General features: G+C 60.5%; 17 protein-coding genes. 5 read left to right on the top strand and 12 right to left on the bottom strand.

The features are described from left to right. The first annotated feature begins 92 nt into the window (after positions 1 to 92). The gene (locus tag AC19YS_RS26735) at positions 93 to 1406 is read left to right on the top strand and encodes a PQQ-dependent sugar dehydrogenase (RefSeq protein ID WP_106576410.1); all 1314 of its coding nucleotides are present in this window, start codon (positions 93 to 95) and stop codon (positions 1404 to 1406) included. Positions 1407 to 1541: 135 nt separating this feature from the next. Here the strand turns inward: AC19YS_RS26735 and AC19YS_RS26730 are convergent, their stop codons facing one another. The 5 genes from AC19YS_RS26730 to AC19YS_RS26710 all read right to left on the bottom strand — a co-directional run bounded on the left by AC19YS_RS26730 (position 1542) and on the right by AC19YS_RS26710 (position 6134). Continuing rightward, a complete protein-coding gene (locus tag AC19YS_RS26730; protein ID WP_106576409.1) occupies positions 1542 to 2081 on the bottom strand; it encodes a C40 family peptidase in 540 nt (179 codons plus the stop codon). A gap of 145 nt (positions 2082 to 2226) precedes the next feature. Continuing rightward, the gene (locus tag AC19YS_RS26725; RefSeq protein ID WP_106576408.1) at positions 2227 to 2856 is read right to left on the bottom strand and encodes a C40 family peptidase; all 630 of its coding nucleotides are present in this window, start codon (positions 2854 to 2856) and stop codon (positions 2227 to 2229) included. Between the two features lie 213 nt (positions 2857 to 3069). Beyond that, the gene (hda, locus tag AC19YS_RS26720; protein ID WP_017134884.1) at positions 3070 to 3774 is read right to left on the bottom strand and encodes a DnaA regulatory inactivator Hda; all 705 of its coding nucleotides are present in this window, start codon (positions 3772 to 3774) and stop codon (positions 3070 to 3072) included. A 203-nt stretch (positions 3775 to 3977) separates the two neighbouring features. After that, on the bottom strand, positions 3978 to 5051 hold the full coding sequence (locus tag AC19YS_RS26715) for an AI-2E family transporter (RefSeq protein WP_106576407.1): 1074 nt from the start codon (positions 5049 to 5051) through the stop codon (positions 3978 to 3980). Positions 5052 to 5093: 42 nt separating this feature from the next. Continuing rightward, entirely contained in the window at positions 5094 to 6134 is a 1041-nt protein-coding gene (locus AC19YS_RS26710) for a DUF2066 domain-containing protein (RefSeq protein ID WP_500603045.1), read from the bottom strand. Positions 6135 to 6489: 355 nt separating this feature from the next. Here AC19YS_RS26710 and purM point away from each other — a divergent pair, with 355 nt between their 5' ends. From purM to AC19YS_RS26690, 4 genes are all read left to right on the top strand, one after another. Continuing rightward, positions 6490 to 7548, top strand: a complete 1059-nt coding sequence (gene purM, locus AC19YS_RS26705; RefSeq protein WP_020295613.1) for a phosphoribosylformylglycinamidine cyclo-ligase — start codon at positions 6490 to 6492, stop codon at positions 7546 to 7548. Then, entirely contained in the window at positions 7548 to 8198 is a 651-nt protein-coding gene (purN, locus tag AC19YS_RS26700) for a phosphoribosylglycinamide formyltransferase (protein WP_200625074.1), read from the top strand. The genes purM and purN overlap by 1 nt, the downstream gene beginning before the upstream one ends. 8 nt (positions 8199 to 8206) lie before the next feature. Next, positions 8207 to 8920, top strand: a complete 714-nt coding sequence (locus tag AC19YS_RS26695; protein WP_106576404.1) for a DUF3108 domain-containing protein — start codon at positions 8207 to 8209, stop codon at positions 8918 to 8920. A gap of 326 nt (positions 8921 to 9246) precedes the next feature. Then, entirely contained in the window at positions 9247 to 9435 is a 189-nt protein-coding gene (locus AC19YS_RS26690) for a hypothetical protein (RefSeq protein WP_119742236.1), read from the top strand. 135 nt (positions 9436 to 9570) lie between these two features. Here the strand turns inward: AC19YS_RS26690 and AC19YS_RS26685 are convergent, their stop codons facing one another. The 7 genes from AC19YS_RS26685 to AC19YS_RS26655 all read right to left on the bottom strand — a co-directional run bounded on the left by AC19YS_RS26685 (position 9571) and on the right by AC19YS_RS26655 (position 17496). Continuing rightward, the gene (locus tag AC19YS_RS26685) at positions 9571 to 10116 is read right to left on the bottom strand and encodes a DUF2058 domain-containing protein (RefSeq protein ID WP_014719402.1); all 546 of its coding nucleotides are present in this window, start codon (positions 10114 to 10116) and stop codon (positions 9571 to 9573) included. Positions 10117 to 10141: 25 nt separating this feature from the next. Further along, a complete protein-coding gene (gene mazG / locus AC19YS_RS26680; RefSeq protein ID WP_500603044.1) occupies positions 10142 to 10975 on the bottom strand; it encodes a nucleoside triphosphate pyrophosphohydrolase in 834 nt (277 codons plus the stop codon). 153 nt (positions 10976 to 11128) lie between these two features. Next, positions 11129 to 13372: a GTP diphosphokinase gene (relA, locus tag AC19YS_RS26675; protein WP_017134872.1), complete on the bottom strand. Its 2244-nt coding sequence runs from the start codon at positions 13370 to 13372 to the stop codon at positions 11129 to 11131. Between the two features lie 138 nt (positions 13373 to 13510). Further along, on the bottom strand, positions 13511 to 14863 hold the full coding sequence (gene rlmD, locus AC19YS_RS26670) for a 23S rRNA (uracil(1939)-C(5))-methyltransferase RlmD (RefSeq protein ID WP_500603043.1): 1353 nt from the start codon (positions 14861 to 14863) through the stop codon (positions 13511 to 13513). Next, positions 14863 to 15765, bottom strand: coding sequence for a cysteine synthase CysM (gene cysM / locus AC19YS_RS26665; RefSeq protein ID WP_106576400.1), 903 nt, complete (start codon positions 15763 to 15765; stop codon positions 14863 to 14865). The genes rlmD and cysM overlap by 1 nt, the downstream gene beginning before the upstream one ends. Positions 15766 to 15992: 227 nt before the next feature. Then, positions 15993 to 16598 carry a tRNA-uridine aminocarboxypropyltransferase gene (locus tag AC19YS_RS26660; RefSeq protein WP_106576399.1) on the bottom strand — a complete coding sequence of 202 codons (606 nt, stop codon included), beginning with the start codon at positions 16596 to 16598 and terminating at the stop codon, positions 15993 to 15995. A 4-nt stretch (positions 16599 to 16602) separates the two neighbouring features. Then, a complete protein-coding gene (locus AC19YS_RS26655; RefSeq protein ID WP_049712094.1) occupies positions 16603 to 17496 on the bottom strand; it encodes a LysR family transcriptional regulator in 894 nt (297 codons plus the stop codon). Positions 17497 to 17688 lie beyond the last annotated feature (192 nt).

Below are 17688 nucleotides of genomic sequence, written 5' to 3'. Positions count from 1 at the left end.
GTTGGGGGTGGAGCGTCAATTAAAGCCGGCCTTGCACTTGAACGATCGGACCGGCAAACGCCTCTACCCTTACAGGTATCAAGGAGAAAACCATGCATAAAACCAGACTTGCCTTACTGATCATGCTCGCAGGCACCCTCGCCGCCTGCGGTGAAAGCTCTACTCTGCAGGTGTCCGACGGCACCGGGCCTTCACCCAAGCTGCCGGAGCCAAACAAAACCCTGATCCCCACGGTGAACATCGCCCCGGCGATTGGCTGGCCAGACGGCGCGAAGCCGACAGCTGCCGCCGGCACTCAGGTCGCGGCGTTTGCAGAAGGCCTGGATCACCCACGCTGGCTGTATGTATTGCCCAACGGCGACGTGCTGGTGGCGGAAACCAACGCGCCGCCCAAGCCGGATGACGCCAAGGGTATTCGCGGCTGGGTGATGGAGAAGGTCATGGGGCGCGCCGGTGCCGCCGTGCCGAGCCCGAACCGCATCACCCTGCTGCGCGATGCCGACCACGATGGCGTGGCCGAGACCCGCACTGTGTTCCTGGAGAACCTCAACTCGCCGTTCGGCATGACCCTGGTCGGCAACGACCTGTACGTGGCGGACTCGGACAAACTGCTGCGCTTCCCTTATCAGCCGGGCGAAACCGCGATCAAGGCCGCCGGCACCAAGGTGGTCGACCTGCCGGGTGGCAGCATCAACCACCACTGGACGAAAAACGTGGTGGCCAGCAAGGACGGCAGCAAGCTGTACGTGAGTGTCGGCTCCAACAGCAACGTCGGCGAAAACGGTCTGGCAGCCGAGGAAGGCCGCGCGGCGATCTGGGAAGTCGACCGTGCCACAGGCCAACACCGTATTTTCGCCTCCGGCCTGCGCAACCCCAACGGCATGGCGTGGGAACCGCAGAGCGGCAAGCTGTGGACGGCGGTCAACGAACGCGACGAGATCGGCAGCGACCTGGTGCCGGACTACATCACGTCGGTCAAGGATGGCGCGTTTTATGGCTGGCCATTCAGCTACTACGGACAACACGTGGATGTGCGCGTCACGCCGCAGAACCTGGACCTGGTCGCCAAGGCCATCGCTCCGGACTATGCCGTGGGGCCGCACACTGCGTCATTGGGCCTGACCTTCGCCGAGGGCAGCAAACTGCCGGCGCAGTTCAGCAACGGCGCGTTTATCGGCCAGCACGGTTCGTGGAACCGCAAACCGCACAGTGGCTACAAGGTGATCTTCGTGCCGTTCGAAGGCGGCCAACCCAAAGGCCAGCCGGTGGATGTGCTGACCGGGTTTCTCAACAGCGATGAGAAAGCCATGGGCCGACCGGTCGGCGTGGTGATTGATCAGCAGGGAGATTTGCTGGTGGCCGATGACGTGGGGAATAAGGTGTGGCGGGTGTCGGCAGCCAAATAGCCGATCTCGGGTTCAACGCAAAACCAATGGGGGAGCGTGCTTGCTCGCGAAAGCGGAGTGTCAGCCATCAGGCGTATCGACTGATCCACCGCCTTTGCGAGCAAGCCCGCTCCCACATCGGGATCTGCACTCGCCTTACGGGTTGCGCGCCAGATTCGCTGGCAACACGCGCTTGGCGCTCAGGTAGGCATTTTGCCAATAGGCTTTGGACAGCGTATCCAGCTTCACCGTGCCGCCGGTCTGCGGTGCATGCACGAATCGCCCTTCGCCCACGTAGATACCCGCGTGGCTCACTTGTGAACCGCCGCCAGTGGCAAAGAAGATCAGGTCGCCGGTCTGCAGGTTATTTTCGCTCACGTCCTGCGCACGCATCACGATCAATTCACGCGTGGTGCGCGGCAGGCTGATGCCCGCAGCGTCACGGTAGACAAACCCGATCAGGCCGCTGCAATCAAACCCGGAGTCCGGCGTGTTGCCGCCCCAGCGATAAGGCGTGCCGACCAGGCCCAGCGCACGGAAGAGCACGTCTTCGGCGGCCGGCGAGAAATTTTGCGTGGAGTAATTGAACACCGGCTTAGGCTTGACCACTACGGGAGCGGGCGGCGGTGGACGGCTTGCGCAGGCGCTGAGGAGCGCGGCGCAAACAAGAAGAATGAGGCGGGCTGAGGTCGACATGGGCAGAACAATCCTGGTCTGGATGCGGCTTTTCGCTGCCGAACGCTGAAAACCAGAACGCGCAAGCAAAGCTCGCGCGAACGGATTACAACAATATCCAGGGATTCTAGCGCTTACACGTCAAACTTCAAGTATCACTTTAACTTTACTTGCTAGCGGTAACTGTCGTCGGGGCCATGGCGAGTGCACGCTTGGCTTCGATGAAGGTTTTGCTCCAGTAACTGTCACCCAGGTTGTCGACGCGGACACCGCCACTGCGACGGCTGCTGGAGTGAATAAACTGGTTATCGCCCAAGTAGATACCGGCGTGGCTGACACGACCACGGCCCGCCGTACTAAAGAAAAGCAGATCACCGGGCTTGAGGTTGTTGCGTGCGACCAACGGTGCATCCACGTTGATCATTTCGCGGGTCGAGCGAGGCAGGTTCATGCCGGCTTCTTCACGAAACAGGTAGCCGATGAAGCCGCTGCAGTCGAAACCGGCTTCAGAGGTACCGCCGAAACGGTAACGGGTACCGATCAGGGACATGCCGCGTTCAAGAATGCTGTCGGCCAGAACTGGAAGCTGGTAAGGCTTGCTGCCGGCGAAGTCGGCGAGTTCTTTCTCAGTTGCAACTTCTTCCTCGTAAACAGTGGAAGACTGCGTTGCAACGAATTTTGCCTGGGACTGTTGTGCTGGTTTTTGCTGCTCAGCCACGTTTTGAGTGTGGGTGGCGCAACCAAACAACAGGGTAACGAGTGCGAGAGGCACGAGGGGTGCGAAGCGATTTAGCATGGGCACGACCGTGGCTGGTATGTAAAGAAGTCGAGACTATGCCCACTATCACATCGATTTGCAAATTCAATCGTGATCTATGTGACTTCTTGTTTGAACGATGACATCTAACCGCTTAACACCCATTACACGCCTTTTGCGTGGCCAAAGCGGCCCAAACGCAGGTTTTCTGGCGCCTGAAATTTGCCGGAAGCCGCGCAATACAAGGGCTGGCTACCAGCCGAGGGTTTCTTTGAGGAAGGGTATGGTCAGCTTGCGCTGAGCCTGCAACGAGGCCTGATCGAGCTGTTCGAGCAAATCGAACAATGCACTCATGCTGCGGGTGCCGCGGGTGAGAATAAAATGCCCGACTTCGTCGGTAAGGTGCAGGCCGCGACGGGATGCACGCAGTTGCAGGGCGCGCAATTTGTCCTCGTCGGACAATGGGCGCATCTGGAAGATCAGTGCCAGGGTCAGGCGCGACTTGAGGTCGGCCAGCTTCACCGGCAGTTCACGCGGCGAGGTAGACGCGGCGATCAACAGGCGCCGGCCACTGTCACGCAGCCGATTGAACAGGTGGAACAGTGCCTCTTCCCAATCCGCCTTGCCGGCAATCGCCTGCAGATCATCCAGGCACACCAGCTCGTATTGCTCCAGGTGATCGAAGATGCCGATACCACGGTCCATCAACTCCGCCAACGGCAGGTAAACCGCCGGTTCGCCCATTTGCTCGAAGCGCAGGCACGCCGCCTGCAACAGGTGGGTACGCCCCACGCCGTGCTTGCCCCACAGATAGATCAGGCTTTCAGTCCACCCGGCGTCGGCTTCGCAAAGCCGCTCGACATAGCCGAGTGCAGCGGCATTGGCGCCTGGGTAGTAATTGATAAAGGTGGCGTCGTCACGCAGACGCACACCCAAGGGCAGCTGAATCGGTTTCATGCTGACTGAACGGCTCCAAACGAACCGTTAGTGGCCTCTGTGTAAAGTTTGCAAAGTTTATACCCGTGACGCCGGGCGCACAATGCAGCAGACCACAAGCAAAATCAAAGGTTTGCGTTAACTTGGGCGATTTGCGCAAATTGTTTGACACCCCGCCCGTAGAAACAACAAACCCGGCCTTGGCCGGGTTTGTGACGAAGCGGTTACAGATCGGGGTCTTCGACCCCGGTGTACACATCCGAATCCTTGTACAGATCATGCACATGGCGCACCAGCACCATGATCACCGCCGCCACCGGCAGCGCCAGCAGGATGCCCGTAAAGCCAAACAGCTCACCGCCTGCCAGGATCGCAAAGATCACCGCCACCGGGTGCAGGCCGATCCGGTCGCCCACCAGCAAGGGCGTCAACACCATCCCTTCAAGGGCTTGGCCGACCATAAACACTGCAACAATCCCGAGCATCGGGTACAGGTCGCCGCCAAACTGGAACAACCCCGCCACCAGTGCCGCGCCAATCCCGATCACAAAGCCCATGTACGGCACGATGGCAGCCAGACCGGCAATCAAGCCGATCAACAGGCCCAGCTCCAGGCCGATCGCCATCAACCCCGCGGCATAGATGATTCCCAGCGCGAGCATCACCAGCAACTGGCCACGCACGAACGCGCCCAGCACCTCATGGCACTCCTCCGCCAGCGAGACGATGCGCTCCTCGTTGTTGCGCGGCAGCAGGCTGCGGATCTTGGCCATCATGATGTCCCAGTCACGCAGCAAGTAGAACGCCACCACCGGAATCAGCACCAGGTTGGTCAACCAACCGATCAACGCCAAACTGGACGCCGTGGCCTGACTGAGCACGACACCGACGATGTCGGTGGTCTGGCCCATGTGGTCACTGATCGCCGCCTTGACCTTGTCGAACTTCCAGAAGCCGTCCGCCAACCCCAGCTTGGCCTGCGCCCAAGGCATTGCCGTGTGCTGCAGCCAGTCAAGCATCTGCGGCGCCAGCTCATACAGGCGAAACAATTGCTTGGCCAGCATCGGCACCAGCACCAATACCAGCGCGGTGATGATCAACGTGAACAAGGCAAACACCGCCACCACCCCCAAGGTGCGCGACAGGCCGGCCTTCTCCAGGCGATCCACCACGGGATCGAACAGATAAGCCAGCAGCAGCGCGACCAGGAACGGCGTCAGGATCGAATGCAGCAAGAACACAAAAACGCACAGCAGGACAATCCCGCCAAGCCACACCCAACGACGCGTATCCGCCATAAACCACTCCATTATTTGCTTCTATCTATATAGGAAGAACAGTTACCACCGAAAACGCAGCTGCGCCTGAGGTTCAGGTGCTGCGGGCGCCTGCGCACCCTCCGCCACCGGCGGCGGAACAGCAGCTTCGCCCGCAGGCACTTCCTGCAACTTGGCCAGGCTCAACTGGGTACGCAATTGATCAGCACTGCCGTTGACGCGGTACACAATGCGAGTGCCGTCGACCAGCAGCGGCTGACCACCAAAAGGTTCGAGCAGATGGCCCAGTGCAGCGTAGCGCTCCAGGTTCATGCCCTGCACTTCGAGCAATTGTTCACTGCTCACGCCGGGCTTGACCGCAAAACGTGGCGCCAACTTTTGGCTGACAGCCAGCAATACGGCATCGGCCACGGCAGCAGTGTCGGTGCCCTGCGCGGTGCCTTGCTCAGTTTTGTCGCCCAACCACAGGCGCCATTTGGCCTGCCACTGGTTGCCTTCCTGACGGGCGTGCACCGCGAGCAACGCGTCGGTACCGTAGCGCTCGGAGGCTGCACGCAGTGGCGTGGCATCGGCGCTTTCCAGATTCGGCGCGGTGGCGACGACCTGCTCATCCAGATCACCCAGAGGCAGGCGCAACGGCAAACCCCGGTGTTGCGCCGCACGGCGCAAGGCACCGGCAACGGCTTGACCATCACCCACCAGGCTGCTGCCTTCAGTGGAGTCGTTCAGCCACCAGCCGAGAATCGACGGCCGATTGCTGCCCCAGATCGACAGGCCCGCTGCACGCAGGGCGCGATCGGTGCTCACCGGGTCGAAATCCACTTGCAGGCTCTCTGGTGGGCCAGCGTCGTAGCCATACTGGCTGATGATTTGCTGCGGATCTTTGCGAATCGCCGCCAGGCCCGGGCCTTCGGCAGCTTTGGCGTCGCCAGTCAAACGGATCACCAGGGTTTGCACGGCACGCTGGGTGGCCTGGTCGCGCTCTTGGGGCGACTGGCTGCTGACCGGTTCAAGTACTTGATACAGGCCATTGAGGGTTTCGGCATGACTCGCCAGGCTGACCAACGACAAGCAGCCTACAAAGAAGAATTTACACAGACGCATGGAAGATTCCCGAACGACAAATTTAGCGGCTGGAACAGACCGCGTGAACCCGGCTTGCCAGGCTGTGACCACAGCAGCCGGTAAAACATTCACAGGGTCGCGGTAAGTTTTCGTACTGTCATAACGATAGCGGGTTAAAGGCTATACCTTAATACGCGCCATCACAGAGACGATTAGCAATTTTTTAACCGCGCTTTTTAACCTTTATGGCCCTGCCCGTCGGCCCGAGGATGGCCGCTGCCCCTCAAGCCTGATAAAATCGCGCGCCTTCGCAGACCGTCAACGGCTGGGCCTCTTCATGAAAGCCTTCGCCAGCTCGGTCGTTACCCAGAAATCCCCCCTAAAGGCCTGGATCATGAGCAAGCAACCCTCCCTGAGCTACAAGGACGCCGGTGTAGACATCGACGCCGGTGAAGCATTGGTCGAACGCATCAAGAGCGTCGCCAAGCGCACTGCGCGCCCCGAAGTCATGGGCGGCCTGGGCGGTTTTGGCGCCCTCTGCGAAATCCCGGCCGGCTACAAACAGCCTGTGCTGGTCTCCGGCACCGACGGCGTGGGCACCAAGCTGCGCCTGGCCTTGAACCTGAACAAGCACGACAGCATCGGCATCGACCTGGTTGCCATGTGCGTCAACGACCTGGTGGTGTGCGGGGCCGAGCCACTGTTCTTCCTCGACTACTACGCCACCGGCAAGCTCAACGTTGAGACCGCGACCCAGGTCGTGACCGGCATTGGCGCGGGCTGCGAACTGTCGGGTTGCTCCCTGGTCGGCGGCGAAACCGCTGAAATGCCAGGCATGTACGAAGGCGAAGACTATGACCTGGCCGGCTTCTGCGTCGGCGTTGTCGAAAAATCTGAAATCATCGACGGTTCCAAAGTCGCTGCCGGTGACGCCCTGCTCGCGCTGCCATCCTCGGGCCCGCACTCCAACGGCTACTCGCTGATCCGCAAGATCATCGAAGTGTCCGGTGCCGACATCGAGAACATTCAACTCGATGGCAAGCCGCTGACCGACCTGCTGATGGCCCCGACGCGCATCTACGTCAAACCACTGCTCAAGCTGATCAAGGACACCGGCGCTGTCAAAGCCATGGCCCACATCACTGGCGGCGGCCTGCTGGACAACATCCCGCGCGTTCTGCCAAAAGGCGCCCAGGCGATCGTCGACGTGGCCAGCTGGCAGCGTCCTGCGGTATTCGACTGGCTGCAAGAGAAAGGCAACGTCAACGAGACCGAAATGCACCGCGTGCTGAACTGCGGCGTCGGCATGGTCATCTGCGTGGCTCAAGAGCATGTTGAAACGGCGCTGAACGTTCTGCGTGAAGCGGGCGAGCAGCCCTGGGTCATCGGCCAGATCGCGACTGCCCCGGAAGGCGCAGCTCAGGTTGAACTGAAGAACCTCAAGGCCCATTGATGTCTCAGACCTGTGATGTCGTGGTGCTGCTGTCCGGCACCGGCAGTAACTTGCAGGCCTTGATCGACAGCACGCGCACCGGCGACAGTCCGGTGCGCATCGCTGCGGTGATCTCCAATCGCAGCGACGCCTACGGCCTGCAACGCGCCAGGGATGCGGGCATTGAAACCCGCTCCCTGGATCACAAGGCCTTTGACGGCCGCGAGGCCTTCGACAGCGCCTTGATCGAACTGATCGACGCCTTTAACCCCAAACTCGTGGTCCTCGCCGGCTTCATGCGCATTCTGAGCGCCAATTTCGTGCGGCACTACGAAGGGCGCCTGCTCAATATCCACCCTTCCCTGCTCCCCAAGTACAAAGGCATGCACACGCATCAACGTGCACTTGAGGCCGGCGACAGCGAGCACGGCTGCAGCGTGCACTTTGTGACCGAGGAACTCGATGGCGGCCCTCTGGTCGTACAGGCAGTGGTTCCGGTAGAGTCTGCAGATTCAGCGCAGGCACTTGCGCAACGGGTTCACACCCAGGAACACAGGATTTACCCGCTGGCTGTTCGCTGGTTTGCCGAGGGGCGGTTGATTCTTGGCGATCACGGTGCATTATTGGACGGCCAATTACTTGCGGCCAGCGGCCACTTGATTCGAACCTAGGAGATTTTATGCGTCGCGCCTTGCTCTTCGCTTTTGCGCTGTTCGCCTTGCCTGCCGTGCAAGCAGCAGACCTTCACCCTTTCTCCGCCAGCTACACCGCCGACTGGAAACAGTTGCCCATGAGTGGTTCGGCCGAACGCAGCCTGACCAAGAATGACAATGGCACCTGGACCTTGAACTTCAAGGCTTCCATGATGATCGCCAGCCTCACCGAAACCAGCGTGATCCTGTTCGACAAGGACGCCCTGCAACCCAAGAGCTACAGCTTCGAACGCGGCGGCCTGGGCAAGGCGAAGAAGATCAACCTGGATTTCGACCACGCGGCCAACAAGGTCACCGGTTTCGAAAACAAGGACCCGGTCAACGTCACGCTCGAAAGCGGCATGCTCGACAAATCGACTTATCAGCTTGCCCTGCAGCGCGACGTCGCCGCCGGCAAAAAAAGCATGAGCTACCGCGTGGTCGAGGGCACCGACGTCGATACCTATGACTTCCGCGTGATCGGCCCGGAAAAGGTCCAGACCAAAGCCGGCGCCATTGATGCGATCAAGGTTGAGCGCGTGCGCGACCCCTCCCAGAGCAAGCGCATCACCCAGATGTGGTTTGCCAAGGACTGGGGCGGCATCCTGGTTGCCCTGCGTCAGGTGGAAACCGACGGTAAGGAATACAACATCATGCTGCTGGACGGCACCGTTGACGGCAAGGCTGTCAAAGGGAGCTGATCGGCTGATGAGCTGAAAAACAAGCCTCGCTGAATGCGGGGCTTTTTTTCGCCTGCAGTTTGTGTGCTGGGCGTTCTACCGCTATCGCAGGCAAGCCAGCTTTGGAGCAAGCACTACAAGACTAAAGCCTAAGAGGAACATGAAACTTTTGTCATAAAACTCAGGCGCCTGCGACGCAATGTCGCGGATTACACGGCCTGCGGGACAGTTGCAGTTTGTGCAATGAATTGTTGCGTGCAAAATCGGTTTACTTAGCAAGCTAACAAAACATATAAAAGAGGCCTGCGACGACTTGCCGCAGATCAACCAGAGATTGGAGCAAGCAGATGACTGTAAAAGTAACTGAACGCGACGATGCACACATGTCTCACGAAGCACTGGGCCATGGGATTCACATCTGGGATGTCCATCAACAAGACCAACTGGTCGGCATGTTCCACAACGAGAGCGAAGCCCACAATTATAAAAACGAGCTCGAATCTCTAGAGATGAAACGCCAGGCACAAAGCTCCTGAATACTGAAATCCACTAGGCTCCCCAGCCCCACGCAGCCAGGGTGCCTATAAACACAAACCCCGCCTTTTGAGCGGGGTTTGTGTTTATAGGCTTTGGCCTTGGGCGCGCCTCGCACGCCCGAGTGTTTTAACGCCTTACCACATCAGATCATCCGGGATCTGGTAGGCCGCGTAAGGATCATCCTCATCCGGCACCTGGCTTTCGGTCAGGATATTGAGCTGCACGATACGCTCTGGCGCACGCTCCTGAATCTTCAACGCTGCCTCACGCGGGATCACCTCGTAACCGCCGCCATGGTGCACGATTGCCAGGGAGCCGTTGCTCAGCTTGTTGCGCATCAGCGTGTTGACCGACAGGCGCTTGACCTTCTTATCATCGACGAAGTTGTAGTAGTCCTCGGTGGTCAGCTTGGGCAGGCGCGAGGTCTCGATCAATTGTTTGACCTGGGCCGTGCGGGCCTTGGCCTCAGCTTTTTCCTGCTGCTGGCGGTTAAGCTCCTGGTCGCGCTTGACCTTCTCGGCGTGCGCCTCGGCGGCCAGGCGTGCCTGGGTGTCATCCACCTCGGCTTGGCCCTTGTGGACCAGGCGCTGCTGCTTCTGTTTCTCTTTGCCGACCTGCTTGGCCTGCTTTTGATTGACCAGACCTGCTTTAAGCAACTGGTCGCGAAGGGAAAGGCTCATGGTGCTCACTCACTTAGGCAACTGCTTAACCGCAGCTGGACAGATTCTTTTCCTGGCGTTTGGCTTCACCCCACAGGGCGTCCAACGCTTCGAGGGTGCAATCTTCTATGGATTGGTGCGTATCGCGCAATGCCTGCTCGATAAATCGGAAACGTCGTTCGAACTTGGCATTGGCGCCACGCAACGCAGCTTCCGGGTCAACCTTCAGGTGCCGCGCCAGGTTGACCGCTGCAAACAGCAGGTCACCGACTTCATCGGCAATCGCCACCGGGTCGTTATCGGCCATGGCTTCGAGCACTTCATCCAGCTCTTCGCGCACGTTGTCCACCACCGGCAAGGCGGCGGGCCAGTCGAAGCCGACCTGGCTGGCGCGCTTTTGCAATTTGGCAGCGCGCGACAGCGACGGCAGCGCCGTGGGCACGTCATCGAGCAGGGACAGCTGCTGTGGCGCGTCGGACTTTTCCGCGCGCTCCTCAGCCTTGATCTGCTCCCAACGCTCCTTGACCTGCTCTTCGCTCAGCTGAGGAATATCCAGCGGCGCATACAGATAACCCGTGGGAAACACGTGAGGATGGCGGCGGATCAACTTGCGGGTGATGCTGTCGACCACACCGGCAAACTCAAAACGCCCCTCCTCCCGCGCCAGCTGGCTGTAATACACCACTTGAAACAACAGGTCGCCCAGCTCACCTTGCAGGTGATCAAAGTCGCCGCGCTCGATGGCGTCGGCAACTTCATAGGCCTCTTCGAGGGTGTGCGGGACGATGGTTGCGTAGGTTTGCTTGATGTCCCACGGGCACCCGTACTTTGGGTCGCGCAGGCGGTTCATCAGGTGCAGCAGGTCTTCAAGTGAATACATCAGTCTCTTTCCGCCGAGGTGAAAACGCTGAAAATCAAATGTGGGAGCGGGCTTGCTCGCGAATGCGATAGGTCAGCCAATGCATCCGGCACTGACACACCGCTTTCGCGAGCAAGCCCGCTCCCACATTTTAATCCGCGCTCATCCAGCTGCTCATGGTGTGCGATTACGCCGCGTTTCAATGATGTTCGGCAACTGAGAAATCCGCCCCAGCAACCGACCCAACGCGTCCAGGCCCGGAATCTCGATGGTCAGGGACATCAACGCCGTGTTGTCCTCTTTGTTCGAGCGGGTATTGACCGCCAGCACGTTGATCCGCTCATTGAGCAGCACTTGCGACACGTCACGCAGCAGGCCGGAACGGTCGTAGGCGCGAATGATGATGTCCACCGGGTAAGTGAGCACCGGCACCGGGCCCCAGCTGACCTGGATGATCCGCTCCGGCTCGCGCCCGCCCAGTTGCAGCACCGAGGCGCAATCCTGACGGTGAATGCTCACGCCACGGCCCTGGGTGATGTAGCCGACAATCGCGTCGCCCGGCAACGGCTGGCAGCAGCCGGCCATTTGCGTCATCAGGTTGCCCACGCCCTGAATCTGGATATCGCCGCGCTTGCCCGGTTTGTAGCCGGTGGCTTTGCGAGGGATCAGCTCCAGCTGCTCGCTGCCGCGCTCCGGCTCGACCAGTTGCTGCGCCAGATTGACCAGTTGCGCCAGGCGCAAGTCGCCGGCGCCAAGGGCTGCGAACATGTCCTCGGCGATCTTCATGTTGGCTTTTTCGGCCAACTTGTCGAAGTCCACCTGCGGCAGGCCCAGGCGCGCCAGCTCGCGTTCGAGCAAGGTTTTACCAGCCGCGACGTTCTGGTCGCGCGCCTGCAATTTGAACCAGTGAACAATCTTCGCGCGTGCCCGCGACGTGGTGATGTAGCCCAGGTTCGGGTTCAACCAGTCGCGGCTCGGCGTGCCGTGCTTGCTGGTGATGATCTCGACCTGTTCACCGGTCTGCAGGCTGTAGTTGAGCGGCACGATGCGCCCGTTGATCTTGGCGCCCCGGCAGTTGTGACCGATTTCGGTGTGCACGCGGTAGGCAAAGTCCAGTGGCGTGGCGCCCTTGGGCAAGTCGATGGCGTGGCCGTCGGGGGTGAAGATATAGACGCGGTCGGGCTCGATATCCACCCGCAGCTGTTCGGCCAGGCCGCCGATGTCGCCGAGTTCTTCGTGCCACTCAAGCACTTGGCGAAGCCAGGAGATTTTCTCTTCGTACTGGTTGGACCCGGCTTTGACGTCGGTGCCCTTGTAGCGCCAGTGCGCGCACACCCCAAGTTCAGCCTCTTCGTGCATGGCGTGGGTGCGGATCTGCACCTCGAGCACCTTGCCCTCGGGGCCGATCACCGCAGTGTGCAGGGAGCGATAGCCGTTTTCCTTGGGGTTGGCGATGTAGTCGTCGAACTCCTTGGGAATGTGCCGCCACAAGGTGTGGACGATCCCCAGCGCGGTGTAGCAGTCGCGCATTTCCGGCACCAGCACGCGCACGGCGCGTACGTCGTAGATCTGGCTGAAGGCCAGGCCCTTGCGCTGCATTTTGCGCCAGATCGAATAGATGTGTTTGGCGCGGCCGCTGATGTCGGCGTCCACGCCGGTGGCCTGCAACTCGGAACGCAGCTGGCCCATCACGTCGGTGATAAAGCGCTCGCGATCGAGCCGCCGCTCATGCAGCAGCGTCGCAATCTGTTTGTATTGATCGGGCTCGAGGTAGCGAAAGGACAAGTCCTCCAGCTCCCACTTGATATGGCCGATGCCCAAGCGATGCGCCAGCGGCGCGTAGATGTCGAAGACTTCGCGGGCTACCCGGTTGCGCTTTTCGTCGTCGGCGGTCTTCACCGCACGGATCGCGCAGGTGCGCTCAGCCAGCTTGATCAGCGCAACGCGCACGTCGTCGACCATCGCCACCAGCATTTTGCGCAGGTTCTCGACCTGGCCCTGGGTGCCCAGCACCATCGACTGGCGCGGGCTGAGGCTGGCACTGATAGCCGCCATGCGCAGCACGCCGTCGATCAGTTTGGCCACGACCGCGCCGAAACGCTGGCTGACCGTCGGCAACGGAATGTGCCCTTCGCGCACGCCGCGATAGAGCACGGCGGCAATCAGCGAATCCTGGTCCAGCTTGAGATCGGCAAGGATCTCGGCGATTTCCAACCCGGTGCGAAAGCTTGACGTGCCCTCCGCCCACAGGTTTTTGGCCGCATTGTCTTGTTGTTCAGACTCACGAGCGAACTCGCAGGCTGCTTTCAAGGCTTCACGGTCCAGTGCCGGGTCGACACTGACGGCATGATCCAGCCATGCCTCGAGATTGATACTGCCGTCGGTGTTGATCGGCTGGTGTGCTCTCACCTGTACCATCTTGCTTACCTTCCCTACGACGCACCTTTAATGCGCCAAAAATCATCGCTGACCTGCTTTACCTGAATAAAGCTTACACACACTCCCTGGCAGGTCACGGCCTTGGAGAATGCAGGCCAGTCGGATTAAACGGGCATCCTAGCCCGCTTCAAATAACGCCATGGCCTCGACATGCGCGGTTTGCGGAAACATGTCGAGGATCCCGGCACGTTTTACCCGGTAGCCTTGCTTGACCAACTCAACCGTGTCCCGCGCCAGCGTGGCCGGGTTGCAGGACACATACACCAGACGCTTGGCCTTAAGGGTCGCGAGCTTGCGCACAACCTCCAGGGCTCCATCACGGGGTGGGTCCAAGAGTACCGCAGAAAAGCCCTGTTTGGCCCACTCCGCGTCAGTCAAAGGCTGGGATAAATCGGCCTGAAAAAACTGCACATTATGCAAATTGTTGCTGACGGCATTCTGCGCCGCCCGGTCCACCATGGTCTGCACGCCTTCTACCGCGACCACTTCACGCACCTGCCGGGCCAGTGGCAAGGCGAAGTTGCCCAGCCCGCAGAACAAGTCCAGTACCCGCTCGTCGGGCTGTGGCGCCAGCCATTCCAGGGCCTGGGCGACCATCGCGGCGTTGACGCCGGCGTTGACCTGCACAAAATCCCCGGGCCGATAAGCCAGCTCCAAATCCCATTGTTCCAACCGATAACCCAACGCCGAATCCGTCTCGACCGGCTCCGGCTGGCCTTCGCCATGCAGCCACAACTGCGCGTCATGGAAGGTGCAGAATTCTTGCAGGATCAGCAGGTCCGCCTCGGACAACGGCGCCATGTGCCGCAGCAGCACGGCAATCGACGAGCCGCTGAACAACTCCACATGCCCCAGCGCCTGCGGCTTGCTCAGGCGGCGCAGCATGTTCGGCAAACGCTGCATGATCGGTTGCAAGGCTTGTACCAGCACCGGGCAATCATCAATGGCGACAATGTCCTGGCTGGCCACCGCGCGAAAACCCACTTCAAGGTTTTTCGCCTTGGCATCCCAGCGTACGGCCACGCGAGCGCGTCGGCGGTAGCCGAATTCCGGGCCACTCAAAGGTGCGGCCCACACCTGCGGCTCGACACCGGCGACGCGAGACAGTTGTTCGGCGAGCATGCGCTGTTTCAGGGCAAGTTGTTCGGCGTGGGGCAAGTGCTGCACGCTGCAACCGCCGCAGCGGCCAAAATGGGCGCACGGTGCCGGACGGCGCAGCTCGCTGGCCGTGAATACCCGCTCGGTGCGCGCCTCGACCACTTTGCCGTGGGCGCCCAATACGCGTGCTTCGACCTCTTCGCCGGCCAGCGCGCCATTTACAAACCAGGTGCGGCCTTCAAAGAACACAATGCCGCGGCCGTCGTTGGCCAGGCGCTCGATGGTCAGACGCTGCTTCTTGCCTACCGGAATTTGCGGGGCTCGGCTGCCGCCCGTCGGTTGAAAGCGCAGGCCTCTCTCGTGCTTGGCCATCAGTTGGGTTCGTCGAAAATGCCGGTCGACAAGTAACGGTCGCCTCGGTCACAGATGATCGCGACGATCACTGCGTTTTCCACTTCCCTGGACAAACGCAACATACCGGCCACGGCGCCACCGGAGGACACGCCGCAGAAAATGCCTTCTTCACGCGCCAGACGGCGGGTGGTGTCTTCGGCTTCGCGCTGGGCCATATCGATGATGCGGTCCACACGCGTCGCGTTGTAGATCTTCGGCAGATATTCTTGGGGCCAACGGCGAATGCCCGGGATGGCCGCGCCTTCCATCGGTTGCAGACCCACGATCTGGATCGCCGGGTTCTGCTCCTTGAGGTAGCGCGAATTGCCCATGATGGTGCCGGTGGTGCCCATCGAGCTGACGAAATGAGTGATGGTGCCCTGGGTCTGACGCCAGATTTCCGGACCGGTGGTGGTGTAGTGCGCCTCCGGGTTATCACCGTTGGCAAATTGGTCGAGCACCACGCCACGGCCTTCGGCGGCCATGCGCTCGGCGAGGTCGCGCGCGCCTTCCATGCCTTCTTCCTGGGTGACCAGGATCAGCTGAGCACCATAGGCGGTCATTGCCGCCTTGCGTTCGGCGCTGCCGTTGTCGGGCATGATCAATACCATCTTGTAACCCTTGATGGCCGCGGCCATGGCCAGGGCGATGCCGGTGTTACCCGAGGTGGCTTCGATCAAGGTGTCGCCGGGCTTGATCTGCCCGCGCAGTTCGGCGCGGGCAATCATCGACAGCGCCGGGCGGTCCTTGACGGAGCCGGCCGGGTTGTTTCCTTCGAGCTTGAGCAACAGGGTATTGCTGGTTTCACCCGCCATGCGTTGCAAGCGGACCAGGGGCGTGTTGCCGACGCAATCGGCGATTGTAGGGTACTGCAAGGTCATGGCGTATTCGCAATCCAGACTGCGGGGGCGGACATCATACCGGGAAAGGCTGGCGGGCCATATCACGCAAAGTGTGGTGCTTATGGCTTATAGGAATAAGTAAATAGGATGTGTCCTGCAACGGCGCTATCGCGGGCAAGTATCCGGAGGTCGGCGCGGAATCGGCGGCGAATGCAGATCAATGTGGGAGCTGGCTTGCCTGCGAAGGCCACGCCTCAGTGACGCTGTTACCCCAACTGCCCGTTGCCATGATTTTTACGAAACACCTCTTCGCCCATCGCAGAAATCTGTCCCTCAATAAGCGCCTCAAACGGTGTGAGCAATGCATCAAAAGACGCCGGCGCCTCCAGCACCTGCAAGGCCTGCACAATCGCCTCCACCGTCGACAGCGCCCCCGGCCCTGGCGCCTTGCGCAGCCGGTAGCGGGACACCGCACCCTCGGCCAGGGTGACTCGAGGCAACGCCGCCAGTAATGGATTGAGGTGCAACAATTTGCGCGCCTTGCGCCAAGTACCGTCAGGCACCACCAGCAACATAGGTTCGTCAGTCGATGTGTAGGCCTGCAAAGGCTGCGCATCCTCAGCGGGAAACAACAACCGCGCCTGGTAGCCGGGCGGGTTCAATAAGGTCGGCAAATCCTCAAACACCTCACCCACCACCAATTGCGCATTGTTCAACCCCAACGCCGCCAGCCGCGCAGTATTGAGCGCATGGCTGACCTCGCTCGGGTGCTGCAGCAGCAACACGCGGGTGCGGCTGTCGAGGCTGGGGATCAGCGCGCACAGGCAATGGGTGACAGGCCGCAGGCAGCGGGAGCATTGGGGTCTGGACATGGTTTCAGGCCTGGTTGAGCTGGGCTTTGAGTAAATCGCGAAAGGTCTGGATCAACGGCTCGCGGCTGCGGCCCCGGCGCATGATCATCGAAAATGGTGCCTGATAGCCGAAGGTCGCCGGCAGCAATACGCGCAGGTCGCCCTTGTCGGCCCAGGCCTGGGCGTAATGCTCGGGCAGGTAGCCGATGTAGGCGCCGGAGAGCACCAGAATCAACTGGGCTTCCATACTTTCCACCGTTGCCGCGCTGTGTTTGAAGCCGTGGCGCGCCAGTTCGGCCTGGCTCCAGTAGCCGCGCCCGACCATGCGCTGTTGGGTGATCACTTGTTCGGGGATGCGCCGTTCGTTGAACAACGGATGGCGGGTGCTGCAATACAACCAGTGTTGCTCGCGGTACAGCGGCATGTAGATCAGCCCGCTCATGCGGTTGGAAAAGGCGCCAATGGCCAGATCCAGGCGATTGTCCTGCACACCCAGTTGCAATTCGTAAGGGCTCATCACCGAGAGGTGCAAATGCACGGCCGGGTGTTCCTGGCTGTAGGCGCCAATCACCTCAGCGAACGGCAGCGCCTTGTCGCTGACGGTGGAGTCGAGCACGCCCAGCTTCAATGTGCCGCGCAACTCGCCCTTGAGCGCTGCGGCGTATTGCTCGAAGCCTTCCAATTCGCCCAAGAGGCGCAGGGTTTCCTGATGGAACAGCTCGCCCTTGCTGGTCAGGCTGAACCCGCCGCGCCCGCGATGGCACAGCACCAGACCCAACGCCGACTCCAGCTGACTCATATAAGTGCTGATGGCCGACGTCGACAGGTTGAGTTCGTGCTGGGCGTTGGCGAACCCCTGGTGGCGCACGACGCTGACAAAGATGCGCAGGAGTTTCAGGTCGGGCAAGGCGTTGGCCATGGGTTCTCCAGAAGCAAACATAAAACCTGTGGGAGCGGGCTTGCTCGCGAATGCGGTGGATCAATCGAACCCGCCGTGACTGACACACCGAATTGGCGAGCAAGCCCGCTCCCACATTTGAGCCGAGTTTACCCCAGGCGTTAGTTTAGAAAAATCTGAACTAAGTATTTGCCCCTGCCGATTCTTCCCGCC

It is taken from the genome of Pseudomonas sp. MF08831, assembly GCF_059862645.1.
This window is presented reverse-complemented; position numbering and strand designations above follow the sequence as displayed.

What these genes read in the sequence shown, in the direction of transcription:
- AC19YS_RS26710 (WP_500603045.1), bottom strand. Translation starts at nt 6,134, where the DNA reads ATGCGTCTGTGTAAATTCTTCTTTGTAGGCTGCTTGTCGTTGGTCAGC.
- AC19YS_RS26690 (WP_119742236.1), top strand. Translation starts at nt 9,247, where the DNA reads ATGACTGTAAAAGTAACTGAACGCGACGATGCACACATGTCTCACGAA.
- mazG (WP_500603044.1), bottom strand. Translation starts at nt 10,975, where the DNA reads ATGTATTCACTTGAAGACCTGCTGCACCTGATGAACCGCCTGCGCGAC.
- hda (WP_017134884.1), bottom strand. Translation starts at nt 3,774, where the DNA reads ATGAAACCGATTCAGCTGCCCTTGGGTGTGCGTCTGCGTGACGACGCC.
- purM (WP_020295613.1), top strand. Translation starts at nt 6,490, where the DNA reads ATGAGCAAGCAACCCTCCCTGAGCTACAAGGACGCCGGTGTAGACATC.
- AC19YS_RS26735 (WP_106576410.1), top strand. Translation starts at nt 93, where the DNA reads ATGCATAAAACCAGACTTGCCTTACTGATCATGCTCGCAGGCACCCTC.
- AC19YS_RS26685 (WP_014719402.1), bottom strand. Translation starts at nt 10,116, where the DNA reads ATGAGCCTTTCCCTTCGCGACCAGTTGCTTAAAGCAGGTCTGGTCAAT.
- AC19YS_RS26695 (WP_106576404.1), top strand. Translation starts at nt 8,207, where the DNA reads ATGCGTCGCGCCTTGCTCTTCGCTTTTGCGCTGTTCGCCTTGCCTGCC.
- relA (WP_017134872.1), bottom strand. Translation starts at nt 13,372, where the DNA reads ATGGTACAGGTGAGAGCACACCAGCCGATCAACACCGACGGCAGTATC.
- AC19YS_RS26655 (WP_049712094.1), bottom strand. Translation starts at nt 17,496, where the DNA reads ATGGCCAACGCCTTGCCCGACCTGAAACTCCTGCGCATCTTTGTCAGC.
- AC19YS_RS26725 (WP_106576408.1), bottom strand. Translation starts at nt 2,856, where the DNA reads ATGCTAAATCGCTTCGCACCCCTCGTGCCTCTCGCACTCGTTACCCTG.
- purN (WP_200625074.1), top strand. Translation starts at nt 7,548, where the DNA reads ATGTCTCAGACCTGTGATGTCGTGGTGCTGCTGTCCGGCACCGGCAGT.
- rlmD (WP_500603043.1), bottom strand. Translation starts at nt 14,863, where the DNA reads ATGGCCAAGCACGAGAGAGGCCTGCGCTTTCAACCGACGGGCGGCAGC.
- AC19YS_RS26730 (WP_106576409.1), bottom strand. Translation starts at nt 2,081, where the DNA reads ATGTCGACCTCAGCCCGCCTCATTCTTCTTGTTTGCGCCGCGCTCCTC.
- AC19YS_RS26715 (WP_106576407.1), bottom strand. Translation starts at nt 5,051, where the DNA reads ATGGCGGATACGCGTCGTTGGGTGTGGCTTGGCGGGATTGTCCTGCTG.
- AC19YS_RS26660 (WP_106576399.1), bottom strand. Translation starts at nt 16,598, where the DNA reads ATGTCCAGACCCCAATGCTCCCGCTGCCTGCGGCCTGTCACCCATTGC.
- cysM (WP_106576400.1), bottom strand. Translation starts at nt 15,765, where the DNA reads ATGACCTTGCAGTACCCTACAATCGCCGATTGCGTCGGCAACACGCCC.